This is a genomic window from Vibrio sp. Vb1337 (genome assembly GCF_033338715.1).
Taxonomy (GTDB): domain Bacteria; phylum Pseudomonadota; class Gammaproteobacteria; order Enterobacterales; family Vibrionaceae; genus Vibrio; species Vibrio alginolyticus.
On sequence record NZ_JAWOTD010000016.1, the window covers coordinates 15,473 to 41,167 of the forward strand.

The 25,695-nt window shown below is 45.1% G+C and carries 19 protein-coding genes; 9 read left to right on the plus strand and 10 right to left on the minus strand.

The genetic code is table 11. From position 1 onward, the window contains the following. The first annotated feature begins 4 nt into the window (after positions 1–4). Positions 5–916 carry an HTH-type transcriptional regulator MetR gene (metR, locus tag R7E42_RS17140; protein ID WP_005386724.1) on the plus strand — a complete coding sequence of 304 codons (912 nt, stop codon included), beginning with the start codon at positions 5–7 and terminating at the stop codon, positions 914–916. Positions 917–937: 21 nt separating this feature from the next. Here the strand turns inward: metR and R7E42_RS17145 are convergent, their stop codons facing one another. The 3 genes from R7E42_RS17145 to R7E42_RS17155 all read right to left on the minus strand — a co-directional run bounded on the left by R7E42_RS17145 (position 938) and on the right by R7E42_RS17155 (position 4,544). Continuing rightward, positions 938–1,138, minus strand: a complete 201-nt coding sequence (locus R7E42_RS17145; RefSeq protein WP_005376762.1) for a DUF4250 domain-containing protein — start codon at positions 1,136–1,138, stop codon at positions 938–940. Positions 1,139–1,290: 152 nt separating this feature from the next. Beyond that, positions 1,291–2,001, minus strand: a complete 711-nt coding sequence (locus tag R7E42_RS17150) for a hypothetical protein (protein ID WP_005389354.1) — start codon at positions 1,999–2,001, stop codon at positions 1,291–1,293. Between the two features lie 86 nt (positions 2,002–2,087). Continuing rightward, positions 2,088–4,544, minus strand: coding sequence for an EAL domain-containing protein (locus R7E42_RS17155; RefSeq protein ID WP_318072863.1), 2,457 nt, complete (start codon positions 4,542–4,544; stop codon positions 2,088–2,090). A gap of 424 nt (positions 4,545–4,968) precedes the next feature. On the opposite strand from R7E42_RS17155, the gene R7E42_RS17160 reads away from it, so the two are divergent. From R7E42_RS17160 to R7E42_RS17170, 3 genes are all read left to right on the plus strand, one after another. Then, a complete protein-coding gene (locus R7E42_RS17160; protein ID WP_064354146.1) occupies positions 4,969–7,302 on the plus strand; it encodes a YgiQ family radical SAM protein in 2,334 nt (777 codons plus the stop codon). A gap of 262 nt (positions 7,303–7,564) precedes the next feature. Then, positions 7,565–11,074 carry a T6SS effector BTH_I2691 family protein gene (locus R7E42_RS17165; RefSeq protein ID WP_318072864.1) on the plus strand — a complete coding sequence of 1,170 codons (3,510 nt, stop codon included), beginning with the start codon at positions 7,565–7,567 and terminating at the stop codon, positions 11,072–11,074. A gap of 3 nt (positions 11,075–11,077) precedes the next feature. Then, entirely contained in the window at positions 11,078–12,022 is a 945-nt protein-coding gene (locus tag R7E42_RS17170; protein ID WP_318070828.1) for a hypothetical protein, read from the plus strand. A 134-nt stretch (positions 12,023–12,156) separates the two neighbouring features. On the opposite strand, the gene R7E42_RS17175 is transcribed toward R7E42_RS17170, so the two are convergent. The 3 genes from R7E42_RS17175 to R7E42_RS17185 are packed head-to-tail and all read right to left on the minus strand — an operon-like array spanning position 12,157 to position 15,027. Then, entirely contained in the window at positions 12,157–12,573 is a 417-nt protein-coding gene (locus R7E42_RS17175) for a GtrA family protein (RefSeq protein WP_318070826.1), read from the minus strand. A gap of 4 nt (positions 12,574–12,577) precedes the next feature. Then, a complete protein-coding gene (locus tag R7E42_RS17180) occupies positions 12,578–13,984 on the minus strand; it encodes a glycosyltransferase family 39 protein (RefSeq protein WP_318072865.1) in 1,407 nt (468 codons plus the stop codon). A gap of 2 nt (positions 13,985–13,986) precedes the next feature. Continuing rightward, a complete protein-coding gene (locus R7E42_RS17185; RefSeq protein ID WP_020197904.1) occupies positions 13,987–15,027 on the minus strand; it encodes a glycosyltransferase family 2 protein in 1,041 nt (346 codons plus the stop codon). Between the two features lie 151 nt (positions 15,028–15,178). On the opposite strand from R7E42_RS17185, the gene R7E42_RS17190 reads away from it, so the two are divergent. From R7E42_RS17190 to R7E42_RS17200, 3 genes are all read left to right on the plus strand, one after another. Next, on the plus strand, positions 15,179–15,856 hold the full coding sequence (locus tag R7E42_RS17190) for a response regulator transcription factor (protein WP_005389368.1): 678 nt from the start codon (positions 15,179–15,181) through the stop codon (positions 15,854–15,856). Next, complete coding sequence (locus R7E42_RS17195) at positions 15,853–17,139, plus strand: HAMP domain-containing sensor histidine kinase (RefSeq protein ID WP_318072866.1); 1,287 nt, start codon at positions 15,853–15,855, stop codon at positions 17,137–17,139. The genes R7E42_RS17190 and R7E42_RS17195 overlap by 4 nt, the downstream gene beginning before the upstream one ends. Before the next feature lie 109 nt (positions 17,140–17,248). After that, complete coding sequence (locus R7E42_RS17200; RefSeq protein WP_318072882.1) at positions 17,249–18,145, plus strand: 1-aminocyclopropane-1-carboxylate deaminase/D-cysteine desulfhydrase; 897 nt, start codon at positions 17,249–17,251, stop codon at positions 18,143–18,145. Positions 18,146–18,184: 39 nt separating this feature from the next. Here the strand turns inward: R7E42_RS17200 and R7E42_RS17205 are convergent, their stop codons facing one another. Both R7E42_RS17205 and R7E42_RS17210 read right to left on the minus strand, forming a co-directional pair. Further along, a complete protein-coding gene (locus R7E42_RS17205) occupies positions 18,185–18,727 on the minus strand; it encodes a hydrolase (RefSeq protein WP_005457944.1) in 543 nt (180 codons plus the stop codon). A 150-nt stretch (positions 18,728–18,877) separates the two neighbouring features. Next, positions 18,878–19,738, minus strand: coding sequence for a LysR family transcriptional regulator (locus R7E42_RS17210; RefSeq protein ID WP_318072867.1), 861 nt, complete (start codon positions 19,736–19,738; stop codon positions 18,878–18,880). 99 nt (positions 19,739–19,837) lie between these two features. Here R7E42_RS17210 and R7E42_RS17215 point away from each other — a divergent pair, with 99 nt between their 5' ends. Further along, a complete protein-coding gene (locus R7E42_RS17215; protein ID WP_318072868.1) occupies positions 19,838–20,902 on the plus strand; it encodes an HlyD family secretion protein in 1,065 nt (354 codons plus the stop codon). A gap of 9 nt (positions 20,903–20,911) precedes the next feature. Further along, entirely contained in the window at positions 20,912–21,931 is a 1,020-nt protein-coding gene (locus R7E42_RS17220) for a DUF2955 domain-containing protein (RefSeq protein ID WP_318072869.1), read from the plus strand. Positions 21,932–22,748: 817 nt separating this feature from the next. Here the strand turns inward: R7E42_RS17220 and R7E42_RS17225 are convergent. After that, a complete protein-coding gene (locus R7E42_RS17225; protein ID WP_031780992.1) occupies positions 22,749–23,777 on the minus strand; it encodes a methionine synthase in 1,029 nt (342 codons plus the stop codon). A gap of 30 nt (positions 23,778–23,807) precedes the next feature. Continuing rightward, positions 23,808–24,782 (minus strand): DUF1852 domain-containing protein, encoded by a 975-nt coding sequence (locus R7E42_RS17230; protein WP_017636059.1) that lies wholly within the window; start codon positions 24,780–24,782, stop codon positions 23,808–23,810. Between the last annotated feature and the right edge of the window lie 913 nt (positions 24,783–25,695).

Genomic DNA, 25,695 nt, shown 5'->3' on the forward strand with positions numbered 1-25,695 from the left:
ATTCATGATAGAGCTAAAACATTTGCGGACACTCACTTCGCTTCGAGACACTGGCTCTCTAACGGCGACAGCGACCGCTTTGCATCTCACTCAGTCGGCACTGTCTCATCAGATCAAAGATTTGGAGGCGCGAATTGGAGGGCAACTGTTCCTGAGAAAGACTCGTCCGGTGAAGTTCACTTCAGAGGGAGAAATCCTATTGCGTCTTGCAGAAGATATCCTTCCGAAACTCGCAAGAGCAGAAAATGATTTAGCGAGCTTGAAAGAGGACGTCAATGGCCGATTACATATGGCCATTGAATGTCACTCTTGCTTCCAATGGCTAATGCCTGCACTTAGGGAGTACCAACTTGCTTGGCCTAGCGTAACATTGGACTTTTCCTCTGGTTTTGGCTTTGAACCACTCCCAGCTCTATTGGCAGGCGAACTCGATCTCGTTATTACTTCCGATATCCAACCTCGATCTGAAGTCCACTACGAGCCTCTATTCGACTTTGAAATGCGTTTAATTACCGCAACCAACCACCCATTGGCGGAAAAAGAAATTATTGAGCCGCAAGATCTCGCAGATCAAACCATGCTCTCTTATCCGGTTCAAAAACAAAGGCTAGACGTCGTAAAACACTTTCTTCAGCCAGCAGGAATAGAACCTGCGAAATGGAAGCAAGCCGACAACACTCTCATGTTAGTTCAGATGGTCTCTGCTGGATTAGGGGTGGCGGCACTACCCAATTGGGCGATTTCTGAATTTTCTCGCCAAGGTCTTATTACCAGTAAACCTTTCGGCCAAGGCTTATGGCGTCGCTTGTTTGCTGCAACGCGTCACTCTGAGAAAGAAAAGCGTTACTTACAAGCTTTTTTCGCAACCGCGAGGCTACAATGTAAAAGCCACCTTGACGGAATCAAGGTGGCTTAAAAGATTTGGGTTATGAAAGGCTTAGCGTTGATATGCTTTAAATTGGTTAGTCAATGGATCGTACTGATAACCGAGCATATCAAGCTTGCCGACTACGGACTCTACATCCATCTCATACACTGATACTAACTCGTCAAAACTGTCGCACTCTAAACGTAGCTTTTCGTTGACGATACCTAGCAAAATAGTGCTGTCCAGATTACCTACATTGCTTAAATCCATCGCGACTCTCCTCTTCGACAAGGTATATAAACAAGCGTAGTAGTAATCACGCGAATTTAAAGTGAGTGAGATCTAAAACGTGATCACCTTATACCCAAGCATCAAGAAAGCACTTGGATATAAGCCGTCTAGCTTTGTCTTTAGAGTAGAGGTTAAGCCGCGAGAGAGAATAAACCTTGGAGGCTCGTCATCGACGCGAGTGCTAGCAACAAGGCTACGCTCAGTTGCACCTTTTCTGGTTTCTTATGCGTAAAAATATGCCAACACCACACAATAATTGAAGAAATTAGCATAGCTAAAGACAGCAAGATCGGCTGTGTTGCAGCGTTTAGTGTGGCTTCATTTAACTGGTAAGAAGCAAACAACGTTGCGATGACTAATAGCATTCCAGACACAATGCCAGTAACTGGTAAAATGCGGTGAAATGCCTGTAATCTGCTGCGAGCTATCGTAAGTAGCAATTGAGAAAATGACGCCCCAAGGAAAAATATCATTAGCGCCATCGCTATCGATGCTGGCCAGCTTGATTGCTCAAATACCTGAATACTTACATACGCAAAGGCCAAACCATTCGCTAAATGCATCGCCCATAGTGGCCCTTTTTCACGCGTTTTCTTGGTTTGAACCTGAGAATAGAAGTAGAAAATAGCAAACACGATCATAAATGCTTCAATGCGAAGTGACGCAACAGCGAGCCACAATACAGCTACTGCTGGCAACATTTTATGAAGACGTCCTCGCTGACCAGGACAAATATCGCCCTTTATTAGAAGCAAAGTCAGTAGCGCTTGTGCGCCAAATAGCATCGGAGGGAAAGTAACCAGCAATTGTTGAATCATGTTGAATGCACGCTCAAAAGTCATTTTGGGGGGCGATAATATCAAATCAACTATCGCCAAACCACCGAAAGTCGGCCCCCAAATGAGCTAAAACGGTAAGACAATTTTATTCACAGAGAAGCAAGATACTTCAACGCGTCTTCCTGCGTTAAAACTCCACGGTACTCTTCTTTGGTATTACACAGTACCCAAGGGAAACGAATGCCGGTTTTAACCAACTCTCGAATAACAGAGACAGGTAAATCCTCATCAACCAACACAAATTCGGTGCTCATTATCTGATTAACAGGACGTTTCCAAATTCGGCTTTCTCGTTCAGTTTCTCGCTCTGTTCCCATCGAAGGCGTTAGGTGTAAATTCACCGTCTCTTTCGTAATTAACCCAACACAACGATTTTCATTGAGAACAACTAAAGGCGAGCTTGGATTCAAATTCATGTACTCCACTGCCAAGGAGAGCGGTTCTCCAGGGTCCATAGACCTGACTTGTTCATGGCTCACAGATTGCAACACATCACTTTGCTTAGACTCAATCGCGATGTCAGAGAACAGATGCTCATAACTGTCCGCTTTATCCATCAAATCGACAGGCACGGCAGCAGAAAATAGAAAGCCCTGCATGTAATCGACACCGATTTCTGCCAATACTTGAAGTTCTTGCTTAGATTCCACGCCTTCAGCAACCACTTTTACATTCATTTGCTGTGCAAGCTCGGTGACCATTTTCACAATGTTATAGCTGGTGCTCCCTTTATGAATGTTCTTAACGAATTTTCGGTCTATTTTCAGTAAATCAAACTGCCCTTTTTCTAGATAAGAAAAAGAAGAATACCCAGTACCGAAGTCATCAATCGCGATCTCAATGCCCTCTTTCCGCACTTCCTCTAGAGCTCGAGTATGCTCCTCATCTTGTTCAAAATACGCGGTTTCTGTTAGCTCGATAGTTACTCGCTTAGGGTCTACACCACTGGCTTTAATCAAATCATGCGACCGCTGAAGGATCTGAAGAGAATCCAATTTCGTATTGAGGGAGCGATTGATGGTCACGCCCACTTCCTCGCCATAAATTTCTTGTAAGCGCGGAAAGTGCTTCAACGCAGCTTGGCAGACCACATCATCAAGTGCCGCTATGAGTTCTAGATCTTCAATAATAGCGATCATCTTTTGCGTACAATACGCATCATTTTCATCATAGAAGCGTGCGAGAGCCTCGAACTTAACCACGCTTCCGGTTTGAACGTCGATAATCGGTTGAAAGTAAACGTCCACTAGCCCACTCTCTATTTGCGCCTCCAAAAACGCCTCGAGATGTTGGCGCTTCACTAATTCAGAGTGAAGTTCACTGTCGTAAAAGTTGAAATAGCTGCCTTCACCGGAAATAGAGGACAACATTGCTTGCGCTGCATGTGCTAGCGCTTGTCTTGGTCGGTTCGTATCATAGCCAAGGATTGACACACCAGTTTGGCCTTTAACGATAGTGGCATGCATTTTTGTGCCCATTTCATTTCTAAGCTCATTAAAGAACCCTTTCATGGCAATTTGGATCAAACGAACCGGGCTCAACCATTGACAATGAGGGGTCTGCAAGCATACGACAAACACATCCCGAGATAACTGCCCCGCAATACTGGTGTAGCGACTTCGCATAATAAAATCTGCAAAACCTAATTGCTGTTCAAGCAAGTATCTCTCCGAAAACTTGGGTCTTAGTGTCATAACAATGTTGAGTTCTTTATTTCTGCTTTCATTCGCTAAGGTAGCTAATTGGAGTTCAAATTCTTTCCTCGTCGGTAAAAAGGCAGCCCAATCATGCTGTTGTTCACAACGATTTTTCATCCACAACAACGAAGCAGAAATATCCGTAGAAAATCCGAGATAAAGAATTCGTCCAGAGTGAAACGTAAGTCGGTAAATACAAAGATGATGAGCTTGGTTGCTACCGTTTGCTGTTTTGCTCAGCAAGTTACCACACCAACATCCTTCATCATTAATTTGCTGCCACAGCTGATCATAAAACGCTTGGCTATGGTGAGAGGTACTGAATATATGAGTTTTAAGCCCAACCAGATCTCGGTTTTGATAGCCCATTTGTAACTCAAAGGCACGGTTACAACCTAAGATGCGCGTATCTTCATCGGCAACTAAAACGCCTACATTTGGCAAATCAAAAATCGTTTCGAGAATTTTCGCTAACTCCTCGCAACCAGTGATTGTTAATTGTGGAATGATAGTGCCTTGGATAATGCGCTTATTGAGCCTTTCAAAACTAATAGTAACGTGCACTAAGTTAACGTTTTTTAGCATCATGCAACAAGAAAACCGCCCCCGTCCGCCAAAGAGTTCCACTTCTAGAATTCGTTGTTTTAGCGTTTCTTGTTGCCCCATCAGCATATGATCAAACAAGTTATTTAGGCTGGTTACTGGCGTACTTATCCCAAATGCCTTTGCCATTCCTTGCTGATCACATTCGAACTCGCGAGTATCAATATCGTAAGACCACTCTATAACAGGAGTTAGACTGGAAGTCGTTTGCATTTTTGGATGCACTGTTGTCGTAGATTCACTCATACCCTAGCCCCTTTTTTGTAATTAGCCCAAGGCTCAAAATTCACAGTCAATTCGCGACATTCCAGTTGGGACCTGCCGATCCTCTTTATAGATGGATTGTGTCAACGATAAGCCTATCGACTTAGAACTATTTCCAGAGCAGCTCAGCCTTTTGCATTTAATATGCACTAATTTGATTATAGGCTTTACCCCACATAAGCACACCATTGCTTATGCTTTGTATTAAGATTGCGACATTTTTCATGAACCGATCTATAACCATGAGGCTTTCAAGGTGAAATTAGACAGAAAATCGCCGATAGAGCATTGATATTTTTACAAACCAAATAAAACTCGATGAACTAAGCTTGAATAGATGAGTTTGTTATAGATACCTGATAATCAAATCGCTATAATTCGCGCTCCCTGGAACAGAGAGCAAAATATGACCAATAACATCACTCCTATTCATGAGTACAAAAAATACTGGGCAGAGTGTTTTGGTACGGCACCTTTCTTGCCGACCAGTCGCAAAGAAATGGATGCCCTAGGATGGGATAGCTGTGACATTATCATTGTAACCGGTGACGCTTATGTGGATCACCCAAGCTTTGGTATGGCTATCATTGGCCGCCTGCTAGAAGCACAAGGTTTCCGTGTCGGTATCATTGCTCAACCAGAATGGCAAAATAAAGATGCGTTCATGCAACTTGGTAAGCCAAATCTGTTCTTCGGGATCACTGCGGGTAACATGGACTCCATGATCAACCGTTACACCGCGGATAAAAAACTTCGTCACGATGACGCGTACACACCGAATAACGAAGGTGGTAAACGCCCAGACCGCGCGACTTTGGTTTACTCTCAGCGTTGTCGTGAGGCTTACAAAGAAGTACCTATTGTTTTAGGTGGTATCGAAGCCAGCCTACGCCGTGTGGCACACTACGATTACTGGTCAGATAAAGTTCGTCGTTCAGTACTGTTTGATGCAAAAGCAGACATCCTACTTTTTGGTAACGCAGAACGCGCACTTGTCGAAGTAGCACATCGCATCGCAAACGGCGAAGACATCAGCACCATGACCAATATTCGTGGTACTGCTGTGAACTTGCCAGCGGCGCCAGAAGGCTACACGGTTATTGATTCTTCTCGCATTGAAAAACCTCGTAAAGAAGCGTTCGTACCAAAGAACCCATACGAAGTAGAAACTCAGTGTGAAACTAAAAAAGACGAGCCAGTTGCACAACCAATCACGATTCGCCCATCACGCCACGATGCTGCGACGACTGCGGTCCGTTTACCTTCGTTTGAAAAGCTAAGAAACGATCGCATTCTTTATGCACATGCAAGCCGTGTATTGCATTTAGAAACGAACCCGTACTCTGGTCGAGCGTTACTTCAAAGCCATGGTGATCGTGAACTTTGGGTAAACCAAGCTCCAATTCCATTGACGACCGAAGAGATGGACTTTGTGTTTGGCCTGCCTTACGCGCGTGTCCCTCACCCTATGTACGGCAAAGCAAAAATTCCTGCGTACGACATGATCAAGACGTCTGTAAACATCATGCGTGGTTGCTTTGGTGGCTGCTCTTTCTGTTCGATTACCGAGCATGAAGGTCGAATCATTCAAAACCGTTCGAAAGAGTCTATCATCAACGAGATTGAAGAAATTCGCGACAAAGTTCCAGGCTTTACCGGCACAATTTCCGATCTTGGTGGCCCGACTGCAAACATGTACCGCCTGGGCTGTAAAGATCCAAAAGCGGAAGCGAACTGTCGTCGTCCTTCTTGTGTATTCCCGGGCATCTGTAACAAGCTAAACACAGACCACAAACACACGATCGATTTATACCGTGAAGCGCGTAAAGTTGAAGGCGTGAAGAAAGTGATGGTTGCATCTGGCGTACGTTACGACCTTGCGATTGAATCACCAGAATACGTGAAAGAGCTCGTGACTCACCACGTAGGCGGTTACTTGAAGATTGCACCGGAACATACAGAGAAAGGTCCTCTTGATCTGATGATGAAGCCAGGCATGGGTACGTACGATCGCTTTAAAGAGATGTTCGAGAAATACAGTGCAGAAGCAGGCAAGAAGCAGTACTTAATCCCTTATTTTATCTCTGCGCACCCAGGCACAGAAGACGAAGACATGCTGAACCTTGCTCTGTGGCTGAAAAAGAACAACTTCGAATGTGACCAAGTACAAAACTTCTACCCTTCGCCAATGTGTAACGCAACGTCGATGTACTACTCAGAGACAAACCCTCTGAAACGCGTGAAGTACAAAAAACGTGAAGATGTACCTGTAGCAAAAGGTGAACGTCAACGTCGCCTGCATAAAGCGCTGTTGCGTTATCACGATCCAGCAAACTGGCCAATGATCCGTGAAGCCCTAGTCAGTATGGGTAAAAAACATTTGATCGGTGACAAACAAGGCTGTCTCGTTCCTGCGGAAGACATTGAAGCACAAACACCTGCGCAACGTCGTAAATCTGGTCGTCACGGGGCAAACCGCTTTGCAACCAAACATACCAAAAACCAACCAGGCTTCGGTGGTCATTTGAACAAACGTTCTGAAGGCGGTTCAAAAGATGGTAAACCATCTGGCAACCGTAACGGTTCGGGTAAAGCTACAGGTGGTCAACGCCCTGCAAGCAACGGCCAACGTCCTAGCGGCAACGGTGCAAACCGCCCGGCAGGTAGCAAGCCGCAAGGCCAAGGTCGCCCACAAGGACAAAGCAAACCAGCTGGTCAACGTAAACCAAAGCGTCGCTAACTCTTTAGCACTTAAATACTAGAAAGGGCTCCAGAGGTAACTCTGGAGCCCTTTTGTTTTGTCGGCTCATTGAGGCATCACTCACAACTAAAACTTTGATTCAATCAATACAAAAAATGGTAAACACCAACCAACTTATTGGAAAAACAAACAATTATTTGATTGACGCAAAACCATAAAAATCTAACTCATTGATTTTTAATTGCTTTATTTTGGTGCGATATTTGCGTAATAGAATAAAACTCTTAAACATGGGCTAACGATGAATAATCCACTTCCCCCAAAAACTTCTATGTTCTGGTATGACAACAGCTATACCTATGAGGAGGCCGTTCAGGCATTTGAAAGCGATGGTACACTGAAATCGCTGAATATCGTTCCAACCACGGAATCCGATGATCTTGCTGGCTCACCCCCAGAGCGCAGTATGTTTTGGGAGGGAGAAACAAAAAAAATCGATCCGCCACCGCCGTCTGAACCAGAGCCTCTCAATTTAAAAACTGAGAAGGAAGCAACGGAAGCATCACCTGCGCACTTTATCCCAATCCGCTATGCCATCGATCAGCTAGAAACAGAAGAGACACAACCTTTTGGTTTGCCTGAAGAATGGAAAGGCCAAGGCCCAGCCAAACTCAATACCGTTGGTTACACCCTGCGTCAACTGCGCGACGGTTGGCTGTATGTCTATGATGCAATCAACAAAAGCTTAGACGAATACGAAATCAAAGGAACGCAATTCACGCTCTATAAGTTGGGAGAATCAGAAAGCCCAAAATCAGAGCAGCGTGGGACACCACAAGATGCAAAGGCCTTCCTTACTTACGTCAACGGAAGCGTACTATCGATTTGCTTCTCTGAGCACCGCTGGACATGGCACACGTTCATGCGCGTACTTAACAATCCGAGTAATCATATCGATCGCATGCAAACCATTGTTCTGTCCTCAAACGAGAATCAGCACAACATTGCACCAATAGATAAGTTAACCCAAGTCGCTGATATTGAATCTTCTGCCGTCGATGATGGTCGCTTTGCGGATTCTGGCATCGCCACCAAAGCAGATGAAGATGGTTCTGTCTTTAAACCTGTCGCAGTCGAAAGCGATTTAACCTCTGCGATTCCAGAAGAAGAATCAGGCTACTTCGTCGCGATAAAAGATTACGCCGCAGACATTCAAGATATGTCACTGCATTTTGTTGGTGCCGCAAGCCCTTACCGCCTTTTCACTGACCAGTTTTCAAACCAGTGGAACTTGATGCAGACCGCCATGCAACTGTGTATGTTTGGTGCAAGTGACGAGATAGACATGCCAGCTAGCGTTAAGCGTAACGGCGAAGAGCTGTCGTTTTATACCGACATGGCTGACTATTATGACTCCTCTCACCAACTTGATTTGGCAGAGCAGAACAAAAGCTCAGTTCAGTCCGGCTATCCTGCTAAATTTTCCGCTGGAGCGATTGAATCACACCAACATACCCAAAGTGACATTGCTAAAGCGATACAGGACAAATATCGAATTTCTGCGAGCCGTTTTGGTAAATACGAACAATGGATAGCGACTGAACGCTGGCGTCAGCAGCTCAACTGGAAGCAAATGCTGAGCGAGATGCAAGAGCTGTCAGAACAAAAAGAAACCATGCTAGCCCAAGTGGTTTCGGTCAAACGCGACTTTATTGCTGTAATGGAATCTTTGACACCTCATCATCTTGAGAGAACCTTCGACCTATACAGCGAAGACACGCAGTACAGCTTGTATCAACTGCACAAGCAAGCCGTTGAGTCATTTACTCTGGTGATGCAAGAAGAAGACCGACAGTGGGCTGAAAGCCAATGGGAAAAACCAACCAGTTTACTTGCTCTCTATGCCTCAGGGTTTAGTCGTAGTTTATTTAAAGTGATGGAGAAGAATATTACAGAGGCGCTTGATGAACAGTCGATCGTCTCAGACAATCCTGAACCTGATAATCAGTTGATGGACCAGATATCTGATACAAGCAACCGCGTGAATATGTACTCTAAGATCATGGACTTTGTTTCCAACCCAAACACTGCGGAAACAGCCTTTCTCAAAGATATCGCCAAAGGTTTCCAAGAGCTGGATATTATTTTTAAATCTGCAATAGGTGCGCTTGCAAAAGGCGTTGTAGAGTTTGGTGTTAGCATGACCTCACAAGTATCAATTTCGCTGATGCCTGTTTTCGCTAAACCTCTGAACCGTCATAGCTATTATTTATTTGCCGTTATTGCAGAACATATGGCACACAATATGCCCGTAACAATAAAAGAAGGTTACGCTCACGATTTTAAAAAATGGAAAACACGCGTAAATGATTATCTGATTAAGCTCGAAAAAAACGATGCAATCATTGCTGACTTCCAGAAAAATAACCGCAAAGCTGACTCTAAATACACAACAGCTTTAAAAAATAAAAAGACTATTAAGAAGGCTCTCGCTGTAGCTACATTGGAGTACCCGCAGTACATTGAGTTACCTGATGATCTACCTCAAAGAACCATCGAGCTTAGAACGCGGATCGTGATGAATAAGCTCAATGATTTGAATAAACTGTTCGAGAATGCCGGTGGTCTAGGCTTTCTGGCATTAATATTTAACTGCATCGCGCTTGGTGATGCCATGAGCAGTATTCAAGACACGGGGTTAATGTCCTCAGATGAATTTTTGGATATCCAGCAAAAGTTATTTTACACAGTCAACGCTTGGACAGGTGTTCGTACAGGTAAGTTATGGGAGAAAGTGAAGGGTGAACCTAGGTTAAGGTCACATTCATATAAAGCATTAAAAGAGTTAGTAAATAATAATGCCCGTGGTTTTGATAACTTGATCCTTGATGACTTAAAGGTATTCAATAAATGGCTAGCTGTGACCGGAGTTATTGGAGCTCTTGCTTCGGGTATAGAGGCCTATCGTTCATGGAAGAACATAGACGGTTTACATGGGAGCGCAAGAGTTGTCGAATACTTCAACTTTGCATCTTTAGTTGGATTGACAATTGTAGGTGGGTTTCAAGCTATCGGTGGATTAACTGGGATTTGGTCTGCAAATATTCTGTTTGGAGGTCCGATCATGTTTGTCATTATGGGCCTTACTGCAGTTTACCTTCTTAGTAATCATATAATGAGTAAACTTAAACAAGATGATTATCAAAAGTGGTTAGATAAACTTCCTTGGGGCTATCACCCAGATAAAGCCCTGTGGAGTCAATCCTCAAGCTTGGTAGAGAGAGAAAAGCATAATTCTTCTTTAGTGCAAGAGGCTCTTTTTGAGTTAAAAACCATAATGGATAAACCTTTGATCTGCCAAATACCATTGATGCGTACCGTTCCGAATTCAACAACACAGTATCCGGCAGCAAAACAAGAATTGTTTGGTATTGAGCTACATATCCAAGTTCCCACCAATACAGCAAGAGATGGAATAAAACTTCGGACAAATACTTCTGTAACAGAGGGAGGACTGGGGTCGGGAGCTTGGCACACTGGAGTAGATCTAGAAACGTTGGATAGTTCAACAGATTCCTCAGATTCTCAAAGTGTCTATAAATTGACTTTACCAATGAAAGACTCGGCTAAATATTTAGCATTTGAGATAGAATACATTCTTGATGAGAAGAGCGAATTTAACCGTAAGTACTGGTTCCAAAATAATGCAAAACAGCGTGCAACTTATACAGCAATTTCAGACAATACCAAACAAGCAACGATCAGAAGTTCATTATCTTCGATTAATAGTGAACTTAGCTTACAGGAGTAACCTTTGGCTTATTTACCTTTCTATATTACCCCAGAAGAATTTTCAGCATACCAAGAAGAGCAGGAGCAAAAAATTCTTAACGGGATGAATCTGACAGTCTGGCATAAGCACGATATTGAAGAGCCTTTTCGATACTTATACCTATCAATTGCTATAGCTGCTGTCAGTCCATTATTTTTCCTTACCTATTTCCTACATGATAGTAGTGAAATGATCTTAACTTACATTTTATCGGGGCTGACGATAATCATGTCTGGTGTGTCTTATCTGACATTTGGTTTGGACAATCGGTATGATTACACCTTCTCCGATCGCGGGTTAGTCATAAAAAAACGACGTAATTTACCGAATTGGGTAAACTCCGCGGCTCAAGTCATGGGCTGGATTGGAGCAATAGTTTGTGTCGTGATGGTTGGAGTTGCTGGACCGATGGTTCTTGTCGGAGCCGGTGGCTTTATATTGGTTTCATTTGGTATGCTTAAACGCAAGCCTGATGAACCAACAGAAGTAAGAATCGGAGAACGTGAAGACTGGCTCTTTGCTGATTACAATAAGAAAAGAAAAGTAATTAAGTTCTTTTTTAAGCATGACACATGCGAATATATTAATATAGAACATACTAAGATTTCACGCTTACACAACCGATTCCACTATTACGTATTTTTCAAAACCGTGTCTGACTTAGAGTCTATGGTCAATCAGCTAGCCACGGAATATAAGCTTGACTGTACAGAAGTCGCCGACCACAAAAAGCTATTTGAAGCTAAGCCAGAGGCTAGAATGTTTGGTACGCCAGTTTGTTATAAAGAATATCAAACCGATGAGGTATTTGATTTAAGGGCGTCAAATGCCCCGCTCCCAGAGCGAGAGTACCTATATAACGGCAAGTGGCAAACCGAGTCTGAAATCGAACAATCAAAATCTGAACTAACGGCAGCCAAGGTATAAACCTTGGCTTGTTTACCTTTTTACATCCCCCCATGAAAAGCTTTAGGTTTACTCTGATGTACAAAAAGAAAAATTGGTTCAGATAACGAATTTTTAACTCGAGGATAGGATAGTAAGCCCGAACCTTTCTATCCTCAACTAAACACCCATTTTGCACTGAGTAAATAGTTACTCACCATGCCTGCCAATATACCTAAGATCAAAGCCAAATAGACCATCAACCCTTGCGTTCCTAGCGCGAGCGTTACGCCTTTGAACACAATAAAGTTCGGCAAAGCACTGATACAAGCACTCGCCATAAATTTTTGCCATTGAGCGAAAGGGTTGGTTTTTTCTGCTTGAGAGAAAGTCAGCCAGCGATTGCCAAGCCAAGTCGTGGTTGCCGCAAACAAAAATGCAATCCCACGAGCCAGCATCAGCTCCAGACCAAACCAATGGAACAACACAGAAAAGATAAGGGTGTCGACCATAAAGCCGACACCACCTACTAGAGCAAACCTTGTTAACGAAGCAAACCTTTCCAGCGAAGCAAATTTTGGTAATTTGCCCATTCCGCTATCCAACCACACAGGTGTAGAGTGAGCGTTTCGATTTTGCTGTGAACTCGTTGGTACAACTCAACGCATTTTCATGAATCATGCTATCCACTTGCTGCGATTTACCAATCAGGTGGAATTTCTTCAGATTGTTTAAGTCATTCTTGTCTTCAAGCTTTTTCGCCTGACCATGACTATAGAACTGACCTGAGAACGGACGCTTACCAATATAAAAGACCGGAGCGTTGTCATCAATTTGCACGAAGATTATGCGGTCGCTGCGGCTATCCGCTTTGCCCATATTCAAAACCAACATCGCAATCATAAGCAGGGCTGGCAACACCGCTGCCGTTCCGGTCAACCATTTGAAATCGTGTTTATCCACCAGCATCGCAATCAAGATACCCAATGCAGGCACACCCGGTAGCACGTAAGCAGGCAAGATATTCCCAGCCATGGTGAACAAGATCATTGGGGAAATCAGCCAACACATCAGGAAGCTAAATAGGCCTTGATGATCAGTTTCAATGGCTTTGAGTACTTTACGACGTTTCCACGCCAAGATAGGCAATACGATTGACCAAGGCGCAGCCGATTGTAGCCAGAATACCCAGATCATCCCACGTGGTTGATCATGAGCAGAGCCATACAGGTCCCCTTCCCAACCGCTGACAACAAAACGCTTAAAGTGCTCGCCAACAATGAAGTAATCAATAAATCCAGGCGTCGCCATTTCAGCCATGATGTACCACGGTAGAGCAATCGCTAGCATGAGCGCCAACCCCGATACAATTGGAAAACGCTGCCACAAGGCTTTGAAGGCACCAAAAAAACCATGCTGAATCACGAGCCAAGGAAAAACTGCGATACCCATGATCACGATCGCCACTGGACCTTTTGCTAACAGCCCGCAAGCCAAGCCAAAGAAACCGAGGTAACCCCACAAACGGCTGTGTTTGTCTTTGCCGAGCCAGCAATAGTAAAAACCAACCATCGCCATCGTCATTGCCAACGTCAGTGCCATGTCTGTCATCACCGCACCCGCCGCAATTGAAAAGATGCCACAGGTCGCCAGTACCAACGCTGCGATGACTGCATTAAAGCCAGCGCGATGCGCCATGAAAGCAACAAAAACAATCGTCGCAACACCCGCTAGCCAATGAGGCGCACGCACTGCAAATTCATTCAATCCAAACAGCTCAATGCCGTAAGCACTCATCCACGTGAACAGGGGTGGCTTCCCCCAAAAAGGCACGCCGTAATCAAACTGTGGGGTAAGCCAATTGCCGGTTTCCACCATTAAGCGCGCCATTTCGCCGTAGCGGGCTTCTGTGGTGTCCATCAAAGGGTAAGCGGCAAGTGAAATAAGACGGAGTAAAAGAGCAAACGCCAACAACAACCACAGATGGGTTTTATTAATACTCATGATTACGCGGTTTCTCCCAATTTAAACTTCATGGTTTGGATGGATTGATGTTTTGCAGGCTGCTCGTAAACAGACTGAACAAGATAAAGAGGACGTTGCTTGGTCTCGACAAAAATGCGGCCAATGTATTCGCCCAAAAGGCCAATCGACAGCAGTTGCACACCGCCCAATGCAAGTTGGACGACCATCATGGATGGGTAGCCAGTGACAGGCTCACCAAACACAACGGTTTTCATCACAATGAATGCGCCATAGATAAAGGCACTGAACGCCACTAGCGCACCAGCAAGTGTCGCTAAGCGCAAAGGACGAATGGAAAACGAGGTAATGCCGTCCATTGCAAGGCCAATCAGCTTGAGGTAGTTCCATTTGGTTTCACCACAGAAACGAGCGTCACGCTCAAACTGAACCGTCACTTGCTTGAAACCCGGCCAAGAAAAAATGCCTTTCATGTATCGGTTACGCTCTGGAAGCGCATTGATGTGTTTGACCACTTTTGCGCTCAGTAGACGGAAATCGCCCACATTCTCCGGCACATCCAATTTCGCCATGCTATTAAGCACTTTGTAAAAGCAAGCGGCCGAGAAGCGTTTGAACCAAGTTTCGCCGTGGCGTTCACTGCGCTGCATGTTCACCACGTCATACCCTTCACGCCATTTTGATACCATTTGCGGGATTAACTCCGGCGGGTCTTGCAAGTCAGCATCAATCACGATCACCGCTTCACCTTGGCAGTGTTCCAGCCCCGCACTCATGGCGGACTCTTTGCCGAAGTTACGGCTTAGTGCAATACAACGAACGTCGCTAGAAGATTGAGAAAAGTTTTGCGCGATCATTAGGCTGTCGTCTTTGCTGCCGTCGTCCACATAAACGATTTCACAGCGTTCTGGCATTTCATCCAAAACGGCGGCTAAACGACGATGAAATTCAGGTAAGACTTCTTGCTCGTTAAAGAATGGCACCACAACAGACAAAACTGTTTTAGGCTCAGTGTGTTGGCTCACCTTTGAAAAGGTTGCAGCGTGAATGTTGAAGGTTGACATGCTACTCTTCCACTAAATCCGATGAATGAATCCAGTCTACAAACATCAACGTGAAAGAGATGTTATTGACACTTTTTCACGTCCTTAGTGAATAATGGTCGGTTAAGACGAAATCTTATTTTCGAGCACCTGCCCACTTGGAGAGAAATACATGAAACGCGTACTTTTAGTCGAAGATAATCGAGAAATCGCAGGCATGCTGTTCGATTATTTTGAGTGTGCAGGTATGGAACTCGATTATGCAGACAACGGCGAGCTCGGCCTAAAACTGGCGATGGAAAACACCTTTGACATCATCTTGCTTGACCTCATGCTGCCACGCATGGATGGCCTGACCATGTGTAATAAACTTCGCGATGCGGGCAACAACACACCGGTACTTATGCTGACTGCACTTGATAGCCGTGACGATATGCTCAAAGGCTTCCAACATGGTGCGGATGACTATCTGACCAAACCTTTCGACTTGGATATTCTAGAAGCGCGTATGATGGCGCTGATCCGACGTTACCGTGGTACTGTCGCGTCGAGTAAGTTGGAATACGGCGAAGTCTCTATCGACCAAAAAACGCGTAAAGCTTACCGCCAAGATAAACTGCTGGCGCTAAACCCCACCACTTACACCATTCTGGAAATGCTTGTGAAAAGCGCGCCAGACGTAGTAACACGTGAAGAAATCGCCTTCCAACTGTGGCAAGAGAACGAGCCGAACAACGACGTTCTGCGCAGCCACATTTACCAACTGCGTAACCAACTTGATAAGCCATTTGAACAACATGTTCTGATCACCGTACCGAAAGTTGGCTTCCGCTTGGAGACAGGTGCATGATCAATCGCTTACTTGCTAGCACGCAAAGCACACAAAGTATGACAGGGCGGCTCGCTCTGTTTTTCTCTTTTGTGTCGGTCGTGATTGGCATCTTCTGCTTTTTGTTGATTACCGGCTCCCTGCTTTGGTCTGAAGACCGCGTGGGCGAGCGTCGTATTATGGTCGACAAAAAAGAAGCGATTGAACATTTCCAGTCCCACCCAGAGCAAGGCAGTATTCAGCTTGACCTGCTCACCACCGCATACAACGACATCTCATTGGTTGCCGAGCGCTACCAAAAATACCTAATAGGTCAAAAGCACTTTCTTGATGAAGTAGAAGATGGTGAATACTCGCGCATGGTTTACATGAGTACTTACACCTACAAAGGCGTTGAACATCCTGTGATTCTGGTTTCCTTGATTGATGAAATCGAGATCACCTCAGAGGAATTCATTCTCGTCGTCGCTATGGTGCTCTCCATTGTCGCCGTATTGGTGTTCCTGTTTGGTAGCCTGCTACTGCGCTTATCGCAGCGCTTAATTGAACCCGTCAATGCGCTTAAAACCCAACTCGATCATCACCAAGGCGATGCCACGCAGACCTTTAGTGTGCCTGAGGGCTCGGCCAAAGAGTTCCAAACCCTCGCGGATGAGTTGAATGAGTACCGCCATAAGATCAACCAAGTCATCAAGCGTGAGCAAGCCTTTGCACGATACGCAAGCCATGAACTGCGTACTCCGTTAACCGTGATGAAAGGCTCAAGCAGCTTACTGGCGAGAAGTGCGAACACGGATTTCCAAACCCGCCAAGTGAACCGAATTCAGGATGCAACGCAACAGATGTCGACTATGGTGGATGCCCTACTCGGCTTAGTGCGTTACGAGCGTAATGCAGATGATTCACCAGTGCGCAGCATCACCGAAGAAGAACTCAACCAAATCATCTTCCAAAGCCAAGCTCAGGCGGATGAGAAAGCACTCAGCTTTGATGTTCAGATCGACGGCAACCCTAAAACGCGCGCGACCAATGCCGTGTTGACCATTATTCTTGGCAACCTGATTCGCAACGGCATCGCCGCGACACCATCGGGATCAATTCATATCAACATGGATGAGAACACCATCTCGGTGCGTGATGAAGGTGAAGGCTTTTCGACCATTCCGCACTCTGATGGGCACGGATTAGGTTTGATGATTGTGGATGATTTGTGCCAACGCTATGGCTGGCAATTTAAGATTGGTACACATCCAGAGGGTGGTTGTGAAGCAGTAATTAACCTCGCAACAGAACATCAGGAATAACCGAAATGGAAGTCCTGAAACCCAGACTTTTTATCTGGGTTTAATGGCGTTACACTACGCGCCCTTTATAAATGGCAAAGGTGACACGGTTTATTCCGTCAGCATCGACATGAAACTCTCAGAAAGTCCTATCACCCAACATAGCTTTAATGGGCGCAAATTTTTCCTTAAACGTGACGACATGCTCCACTCCCACTTTTCTGGGAACAAAGCACGTAAGTTTATGACGTTAATGGAAGAGCAAAATCCCGACATCACCACGTTAATAAGCTTTGGCTCCGCTCAATCTAATGCCATGTACTCGCTAGCGGCTCTCACCCAGATTAAAGGTTGGGCATTTGAGTTTTATGTTCATCACATTCCATCTTGGCTAAAAAGCTCCCCCATCGGAAACTATCGCGGCGCTCTCGATTTGGGTATGAAAATCACCGCCATGCGAGACATCGGTAGCGAACTCCACCCTAGTGAATACATCCACCAGGTACGAAGAGTAGATGAGTCGACATTGCTGATTCCAGAGGGTGGACGTTCCCACCTCGCTGAAGCTGGCATCAAACAGTTAGCACGAGAAATTCTTGATTGGACGCGATTGAGAGGTAAAGAGCAGTTTACGGTCGCCCTGCCATCAGGTACTGGCACGACGGCTTTATATCTTCATAAACATTTAAGCCCACACGGCATAGAAGTGCTAACTTGCCCTTGCGTAGGCGATGCAGATTACTTAACTGAGCAGTTCAACCAGCTCGGTGAAAACAGCCACCCAACCATTTTAACCGTGCGCAACAAACACCATTTTGGTCGCTTGTACGAAGAAGATTACATCACATGGAAAGCACTCTTTGAGCAAACCGACCTCGAATTTGACCTGTTATACGACCCGTATATGTGGCAATGCCTCACCCCTTGGTTGGAAGAGAACACAGATAAAACGGTGATTTATATTCACCAAGGCGGGTTACTTGGCAACGAGTCGATGTTGCCAAGATATCAACGAGAATTTGAATAGCGTGTTCAAATAAAGTTGTTGCTGATTACAGTGATTCCACTATTTGATGAGCGCCAGAATTTCTTTGAATTCAGGTGCTCGGCAATCTTCGACCATTTCATACAAACACATTTCTAACCCAGTGAGCACCACACCGTTAGCGGTTAACTTCGCAAGAGCGAGCGCTTTATTGGCAGCGGTTCGGGAAGATACACAATCCGTGACTAATTCAACGCGATAACCGGACTGGCGCAGAGAAACCGCGGTTTGATAGACGCAAATGTGGGATTCAATACCGCAAACCAACCAGGTATCAACTTTCGCGTTCTCCACCGCGACCTTAAACGTCGCCTCTTTGCAACCATCAAACGTGTACTTGGTAATAGGTAAATGCGTGCTTTCAAGCACTTCACGAATCGGCTCCGCGGTTGGGCCCAACCTTTCTGGATTCTGTTCTAGCCACAGAATAGGCAAATCTAGTGCTTTGGCGCCCTTTACCAGTTTCGTGATATTTTCAATCAGTGCGTCGCTTTCATGCATTAATGTAGCGAGTTTGCCCTGAACATCCACCACAATCAGGCCCGTGTTTCCTTTCGATAACATTTCCATCTCCTATCTTGTGCGACCACAAACCATACTCAACAAGTTGAGCAAAAGTTAATGTATCAGAACTCTTTCATGTTAGAGCAATAAAACCTAGAAAGATGACCTTCGCTCACACATTTGCCCTTAGGTAAGAGTGGTTTGAACTGACTATTTAAATTTCTCTCGAATTAGTTCAATCAAGGCTTTGACTTTATTGGGCAGAAATAAGGCCGAGGGATAAATCAGAGTAAGATGCTGCTTCGGATGCGCGAATTGAGGCAGCACCTCGACCAACAAACCGTCTCTCAGTGCAGGCTTGGAATGAATTTGAGGAATAAACGCGATGCCGTTTCCTGCTATCGCCATCGAGCGCAGCAAGTTGAGGTCATCCGAACGCAACGCCACATGCAGATCTGAATCGAGCAAATCGGCATTGTAACGATTAGTTAAAAGGCGATGCTGCTTAAGATCTTCCACCGTTTTTACTGGCGGATGCGATTCTAGATAGGCTTTTGACGCAACAAAGTGACTACGATAAGGCAAAAGACTGAACTGCACATAGCTGTCATCGGTGACTTTGACCACGCTCGGAAGAAGCTGTAAATCAAACGATTGACGCTTGAGATCGACACTCTCTTGATGGTTTTCAATCTCGACCGAAATCTCCGGATACCGCGTTGTGTACTCGGTGATGATCGCGTTAAACGCGGCAGAGCTCATCAATGCGGAAGGAATGGCTAAACGCACCTTGCCCGTCAGTTCTTGTTGATATTCATGCATGGCATTTAAACCTTGCTGAATATAGTCAATAGGCTGCCCCACCAACTCAAACAAGCGTTTCCCGTGCTCCGTCAACTCAATGCTGCGTGTTGTGCGAATCAAAAGCTGTACCCCGAGCGATTTCTCTAATTCTTGCAGACGACGACTCACTTTTGAGCGTTGTAGTTGATTCGCCTCTGCCGCTGCACTTATACCGCCGTGAACCACCGTCTGAGTGAATAGGTAAATATCATCAAAATTAACGTTCATTGTCCTATTTTTAGGTCATTTATGTTCGTATTATCATTCTACTGAATTGTGAGTGACTTCTCTATAATCCGCTATCCAATATGTTTAACGGAGCTTGTAATGACGGCTGACCAAAAATTCAAACACTGGATGCGAACTTTGATTGTCCTGTTCATCGTACTATTTTTGTACATTATCATTGCTGACCGCCACGCCCCCTTAACGACCGAAGGACGAGTGCAAGGATACGTTGTCCAAGTCGCACCCGAGGTATCTGGTAAAGTGACCGACGTTCTCATCGAGAATAACCAGTCCGTTCAAAAAGGCGATGTGTTGTTTACGATTGATGATCGTAAATACAAGATAGCGCTTGAACAGGCGGAGCTGTCTCTGCAATCCGCCTATGAAAAAGAAGCAACACTGTATTCTCAACGCGAAGCCGCTCTTGCCAATATTGCCCGCGCACGAGCGACATTTGATAATGCACACCGCGAGTACAACCGCTTACTGACACTATCGAAGCAGAAAGTCATCTCTCAATCGACACTCGATAATGCCTTTGCCCAAAATCAGGTATCACGTGCAGCGCTTAAAGCGGAACGACAAAACTTAAAAGTCATTGAGGCGCAATTAGGCAACCAAAAAGGTCAAAGCACCGCCGTTCGAATTGCCAAAAACGGCATCGAAAAGGCGCAACTTGATTTGGCAAATACCGCGGTACTCGCTCCCAGTGATGGTGTCGTGACCAACCTGCAACTAGAAGTTGGCACGATGGCAAACACCAACATGCCATTGCTGACGTTTGTACCAACAGGATCACTCTGGGTAGCCGCTGATTTTCGTGAAAAGTCCGTCGCGAACGTAGACAAGACTTTCCACGCCTTGGTCACATTTGATGCCAACCCAGGTTCGGTGTACGACTTTGATTTAGCTAGCCGCGATTACGGTGTAGCAGCCGCACAACAAACGCCTAATGGCGCACTGACCAAAGTGGAAGTGAACAACCGCTGGGTACGTGATGCACAGCGTACACGAGTGAACCTAACCAGCAGCGAAGAGTTACCACCAGCACTGTTTGTCGGCTCTCGCGCTACCATTGTTTTGTACCCAGACAACAGCATTTTCTGGCAGTGGATGGCGCAAGCACAGATTCACCTCGCAAGCTGGTTCCACTTCATTTACTAGGCGGCGACAATGAAAACCTTACGAATTTGGTTCGGCTGCTCTTTAGGGCTCGCGCTAAGCATGATCTTCGGTTGGTCTTACGGATTTTTTGCCATCATGATGCCGCTGTTTATATTGGGCAGAATGGACAACTTTAATATTTCGGCTTTATTGATCGTGTTTTTCTCTGCGGTGTGGACAACCATACAAGCCACATTTTTGCTGGAATACTTGCAGTTTCATCCAACATTAATGACCGTTGCCGTCGGAATTATGATGCTGTTCAAGTGCATTGCAATGATGAACCAGAAAACCTATTTGTTTGGTTACATGGGGCTGTTGGTGGGTTCAATTGTGTTGAATTTTGCCAGCTATAACTTCATGGATATTGAAGAGTTCAACGTCAACATGTGGGTGATGGCGTTCAGCAATATTTTTGTTTGCGCATTCGCGTATTGGTTGTTCCCGGAGCCAAAATCCCCCGCCGAGCACCTTGAGATGTCGAACCCAGTAAAAAGCGATATTGACTACATCAGCCAAGTTGCTATGGGTTGGGTAGTGGCGATGGCTGCGTTTATCGTATTCCAAGTAGCGGACTTATATGACTCGCTATCCGCACAAGCTTCCATTTTGATCATCCTAACCCCAATGACTTTAGCGGGCTCGCTCGCCATGGCAAAAATTCGCATCATCGGCACCGCACTAGGCTGCATCGCAGGGATGGCTGTTCAGCTGATATTGGGCAGTTGGTATGGGCATGGGCTACTCTTTTGGCTCGCCTTTACCATTGCGATGGGGCCATTCTGCTTGTGGCTCACCAAGGGGCAAATTAAAGCGGCTATCGCGTTTTCTGCCATGTCTGCCCTATCGGTTCCGCTGACGACCTCGTTGGTGCCAGAACAAAAAGACGCGTTCTTTTCGATCTTGTACCGTTTTAGCTCGATTTTCGTTGCGGTTCTGCTCACCGCGATGGTGATGTGGGTGGTGCATCACTGGATTCGTGTGATGTTGCTAAAGCATCCTGAGATGAAGAACGTGGAGTTGAATTAAACCTGGCCGAGGCTGGAAACGGGAAATGTATGCCGCTCACTTTACTGTGAGCGGCATTTTTATTTAAAACGGTCACCCTGAACATCGAGGAACGAGCGTGATTCATGATCTGCTCACCGAGTGCTGTGAAGTTCTAAGGTTATCGCCATTTTCCAGTGAGTTGTTAGTAGATTCCTAGTCTCGTCTAGACTCGCTGGAATGACCCTGCCTTGGAGCAGATCCAATACCTAGGGTTGTGGCGAGCGATGTATCTTCCAACATCCGTCATCCAGAACAGCGAGGGACGAGCGTGATTCAGGATCTACCCACCGAGTGCTTTGAAGTGCGAGAGTTATCGCTATTTCCTAGCGAGCTGTAACCCGATTCCTAGTCTCGTCTAGACTCGCTGGAATGACCCTACCTTGGAGCTGCTCTAATACCTGGTGGATGGCGAGCAATGTATCTTCCAACATCCATCATCCTGAACAGCGAGGGACGAACGTGATTCAGGATCTACCCACCGAGTGCTTTGAAGTGCGAAAGTTATCGTCATTTCCTAGCGAGCAGTAACCCGATTCCTAGTCTCACTTAAACTCGCTGGAATGACGTTATCTTGAAACTGCTCTAATACCTAGGTGTGTAGCGAGCAATATATCTTCCAACATCCGTCATCCTGAACAGCGAGGGACGAACGTGATTCAGGATCTACCCACCGAGTGCTTTGAAGTGCGAGAGTTATCGCTATTTCCTAGCGAGCTGTAATCAGACTCCTAGCCTCGTTTAAACTCGCTGGAATGACTCTAACTTTAGTTCATGGTGCGGAGCCTAAGTATTAATATCAACCCACCAACTCTTTACGAATGATCTCCGCACCCGCACTTAACGCATTGAGCTTAGCGGTCGATACTTCACGAGACAAAGGCGCCATACCGCAGTTGGTACATGGGTAAAGCTTGTCGGCATCAACGTACTTCAACGCCTCTCGCAGTGTGTTCGCCACTTCTTCTGGTGTTTCAATTTCGTTGGTAGCAACGTCAATCGCACCAACCATCACTTTCTTACCACGAATCAACTCAAGTAACTCAATAGGCACTCGTGAGTTATGACACTCAAGCGAGATAATATCGATATTTGACTGCTGCAATTTAGGGAATACTTCTTCGTATTGTCGCCATTCAGTGCCTAGCGTTTGCTTCCAATCTGTGTTCGCTTTGATGCCGTAGCCATAGCAGATGTGCACTGCAGTTTCACATTTCAGCCCTTCAATCGCACGCTCTAAACATGCAATACCCCACTCGTTCACATCATCGAAGAACACATTGAACGCAGGCTCATCAAACTGAATGATATCGACACCTGCCGCTTCAAGCTCTTTCGCTTCTTGGTTGAGGATCTTTGCAAATTCCCAAGCCAGCTTTTCACGGCTACCGTAATGATCATCATATAGTGTGTCGATCATCGTCATAGGGCCTGGCAGCGCCCACTTTATAGGTTGCTTAGTTTGCTGACGTAAGAACTTGGCATCTTCAACAAACACGGGCTTTGTGCGGCTTACTGGGCCAACCACCGTCGGAACACTTGCTTCATAACGGTTGCGAATGGTCACCGTTTTACGGTTTTCAAAATCTACGCCGCTTAAATGCTCAATAAAGGTCGTCACAAAATGTTGGCGAGTTTGCTCGCCATCACTGACGATATCAACGCCTGCCAGTTCTTGTTCTTGCAAAGCGACACGTAGCGCATCGCGTTTGCCATCAATCAGTTCTTCACCTTGTAGTTTCCACGGTGACCAAAGTTTTTCTGGTTCCGCTAGCCAAGAAGGTTTCGGCAAGCTGCCAGCCGTTGAAGTCGGTAATAGTGTTTTCATCGTCATTCCTTTCTAGATTCTCGTTGTCGGTTACGCGTAGTTTGCAGACCATTGTTCAAGCACAGATTGATAAGGTTTGATGAAATGCTCCTCGGCAAATTTCCCTTGTTCAATCGCCAGTTGGCTGCGCTCTTCTCGGTCGTAAACGATTTGAGTTAGCGAGTGGTCTAGGTTTTTTAAGTTTGGCTGGTAGCAATTACCGGCAACCGCGTTGGCATTGTAAATCTCAGGTCGGTAAATCTTCTGGAATGTCTCCATCGTGCTTATCGTGCTGATAAGCTCTAGGTTTGAATAATCGTTCAACAAGTCACCGAAGAAGTAGAATGCCAATGGTGCAACACTGTTTGGCGGCATAAAGTAGCGCACCTGTAAGCCCATCTTTTTGAAGTATTGCTCCGTCAACGAAGATTCGTTCGGCTGATATTCAAAGCCCAAAACAGGATGTTGGTTTTCGGTGCGTCGATATACCTTGTTGTCCGATACACTCAGACAAATCACTGGCAGCTTTTTGAAATGCTGTTTATAAGACTCAGAATTAACGAAAGCTTTGAACAGTTTACCATGCAAATCACCGAAGTTCGCTGGGATGCTGAACTGTGGCTGGTTTTTGTTGTGGTCCAACAGCAAAACGCTAAAGTCGTAATCACGAACGTATGAAGAGAAGTTATTGCCCACAATGCCTTCGATGCGCTCGTTAGTGTTGTGATCAACAATGTTAGTTTTGAGCACTTCAATCGATGGGAAGGCTTCGCCACTACCCTGGATATCCATATCAACGGAGATGATTTCAAGTTCAACGGAGTAGCGGTCACCTTGCGCGTTATCCCAATATGCCAACGCATTAAAACGATTGTCGATCATTCGGAGCGCATTGCGCAGATTCTCTCGGCGGTAGTTTCCGCGAGCCAGATTAGCAAAGTTGGTAGTGATTCGCGTGTTGTCTGATGGTTGGTAATTCTCATCAAAGCGAATGCTTTTGATAGCAAATGTGAAATCGTTATTCATCGTGAGTTGGTATCCTATTTCCTTAGATAAAGCAGACTTTTCCTAACTCTGTGCATGGGGACATTTTTTGTTTTTTGGTTTTCCCAATCGTTAGGTTGCACAGCACTTACGACGAACGGTTCGTACAAAAAACGACCGTCGCAGTGCCTAACACCAGAGCAGTCCTTTTTTATACTTGCTTCACGAGTTGAGTAATATTGGTATTGTTTCACATTGAACATGAAGGAAATTCATAGTGGCAGTTCCAACCCTGAGAGAGCTATCGTAGATACTGTTTTTCATTGACACCAATACACGTAACTTGGCGAGCATATTGCCAATATGTGTAATTAAGAAACTGATAAGGGATTAGCAGTACGTAAACCAGTTTTAAGCCGAGAAAACGCATTGTATAAACAAGGCACCAACTGGAATATAGGACAGCGTAACTTAAATAGTACTTTTCACACTCCATCGTTTATTCAAGCATTCGTTTAATTAGAAGTACGTTACATTTATATTCTCGGAAACATGATTATTTAATTATCTTATTTATTTCTTTTTCTATCTTTACCATCTTAAACGTAAAGTTTAATTTCCTGCTGTAAAGCACATATAACTTCATACACGAACATGACAACTTCATTGACGGACTTTAGAACTCAACTATTACATTAAGTTCTAAAAAACCAACAACAAAAAAACATAAACCACTGTTTTAATTTGAATTAAACCCATAAACCCGAGATAACCACATAACGATACTTTACTTAGTTTGGTATAACAAAAACCCTAAAAACAACATGGCTAACATTTATAAAATTTACTTTTATCAATAAAAAATCTCAATATAACATTAGAAAATTAAAATTAAGCAATAACTTAAAAAGGCAAGACTTAATAACCAAATTCTTATTTATTATAGTTGAGAGGT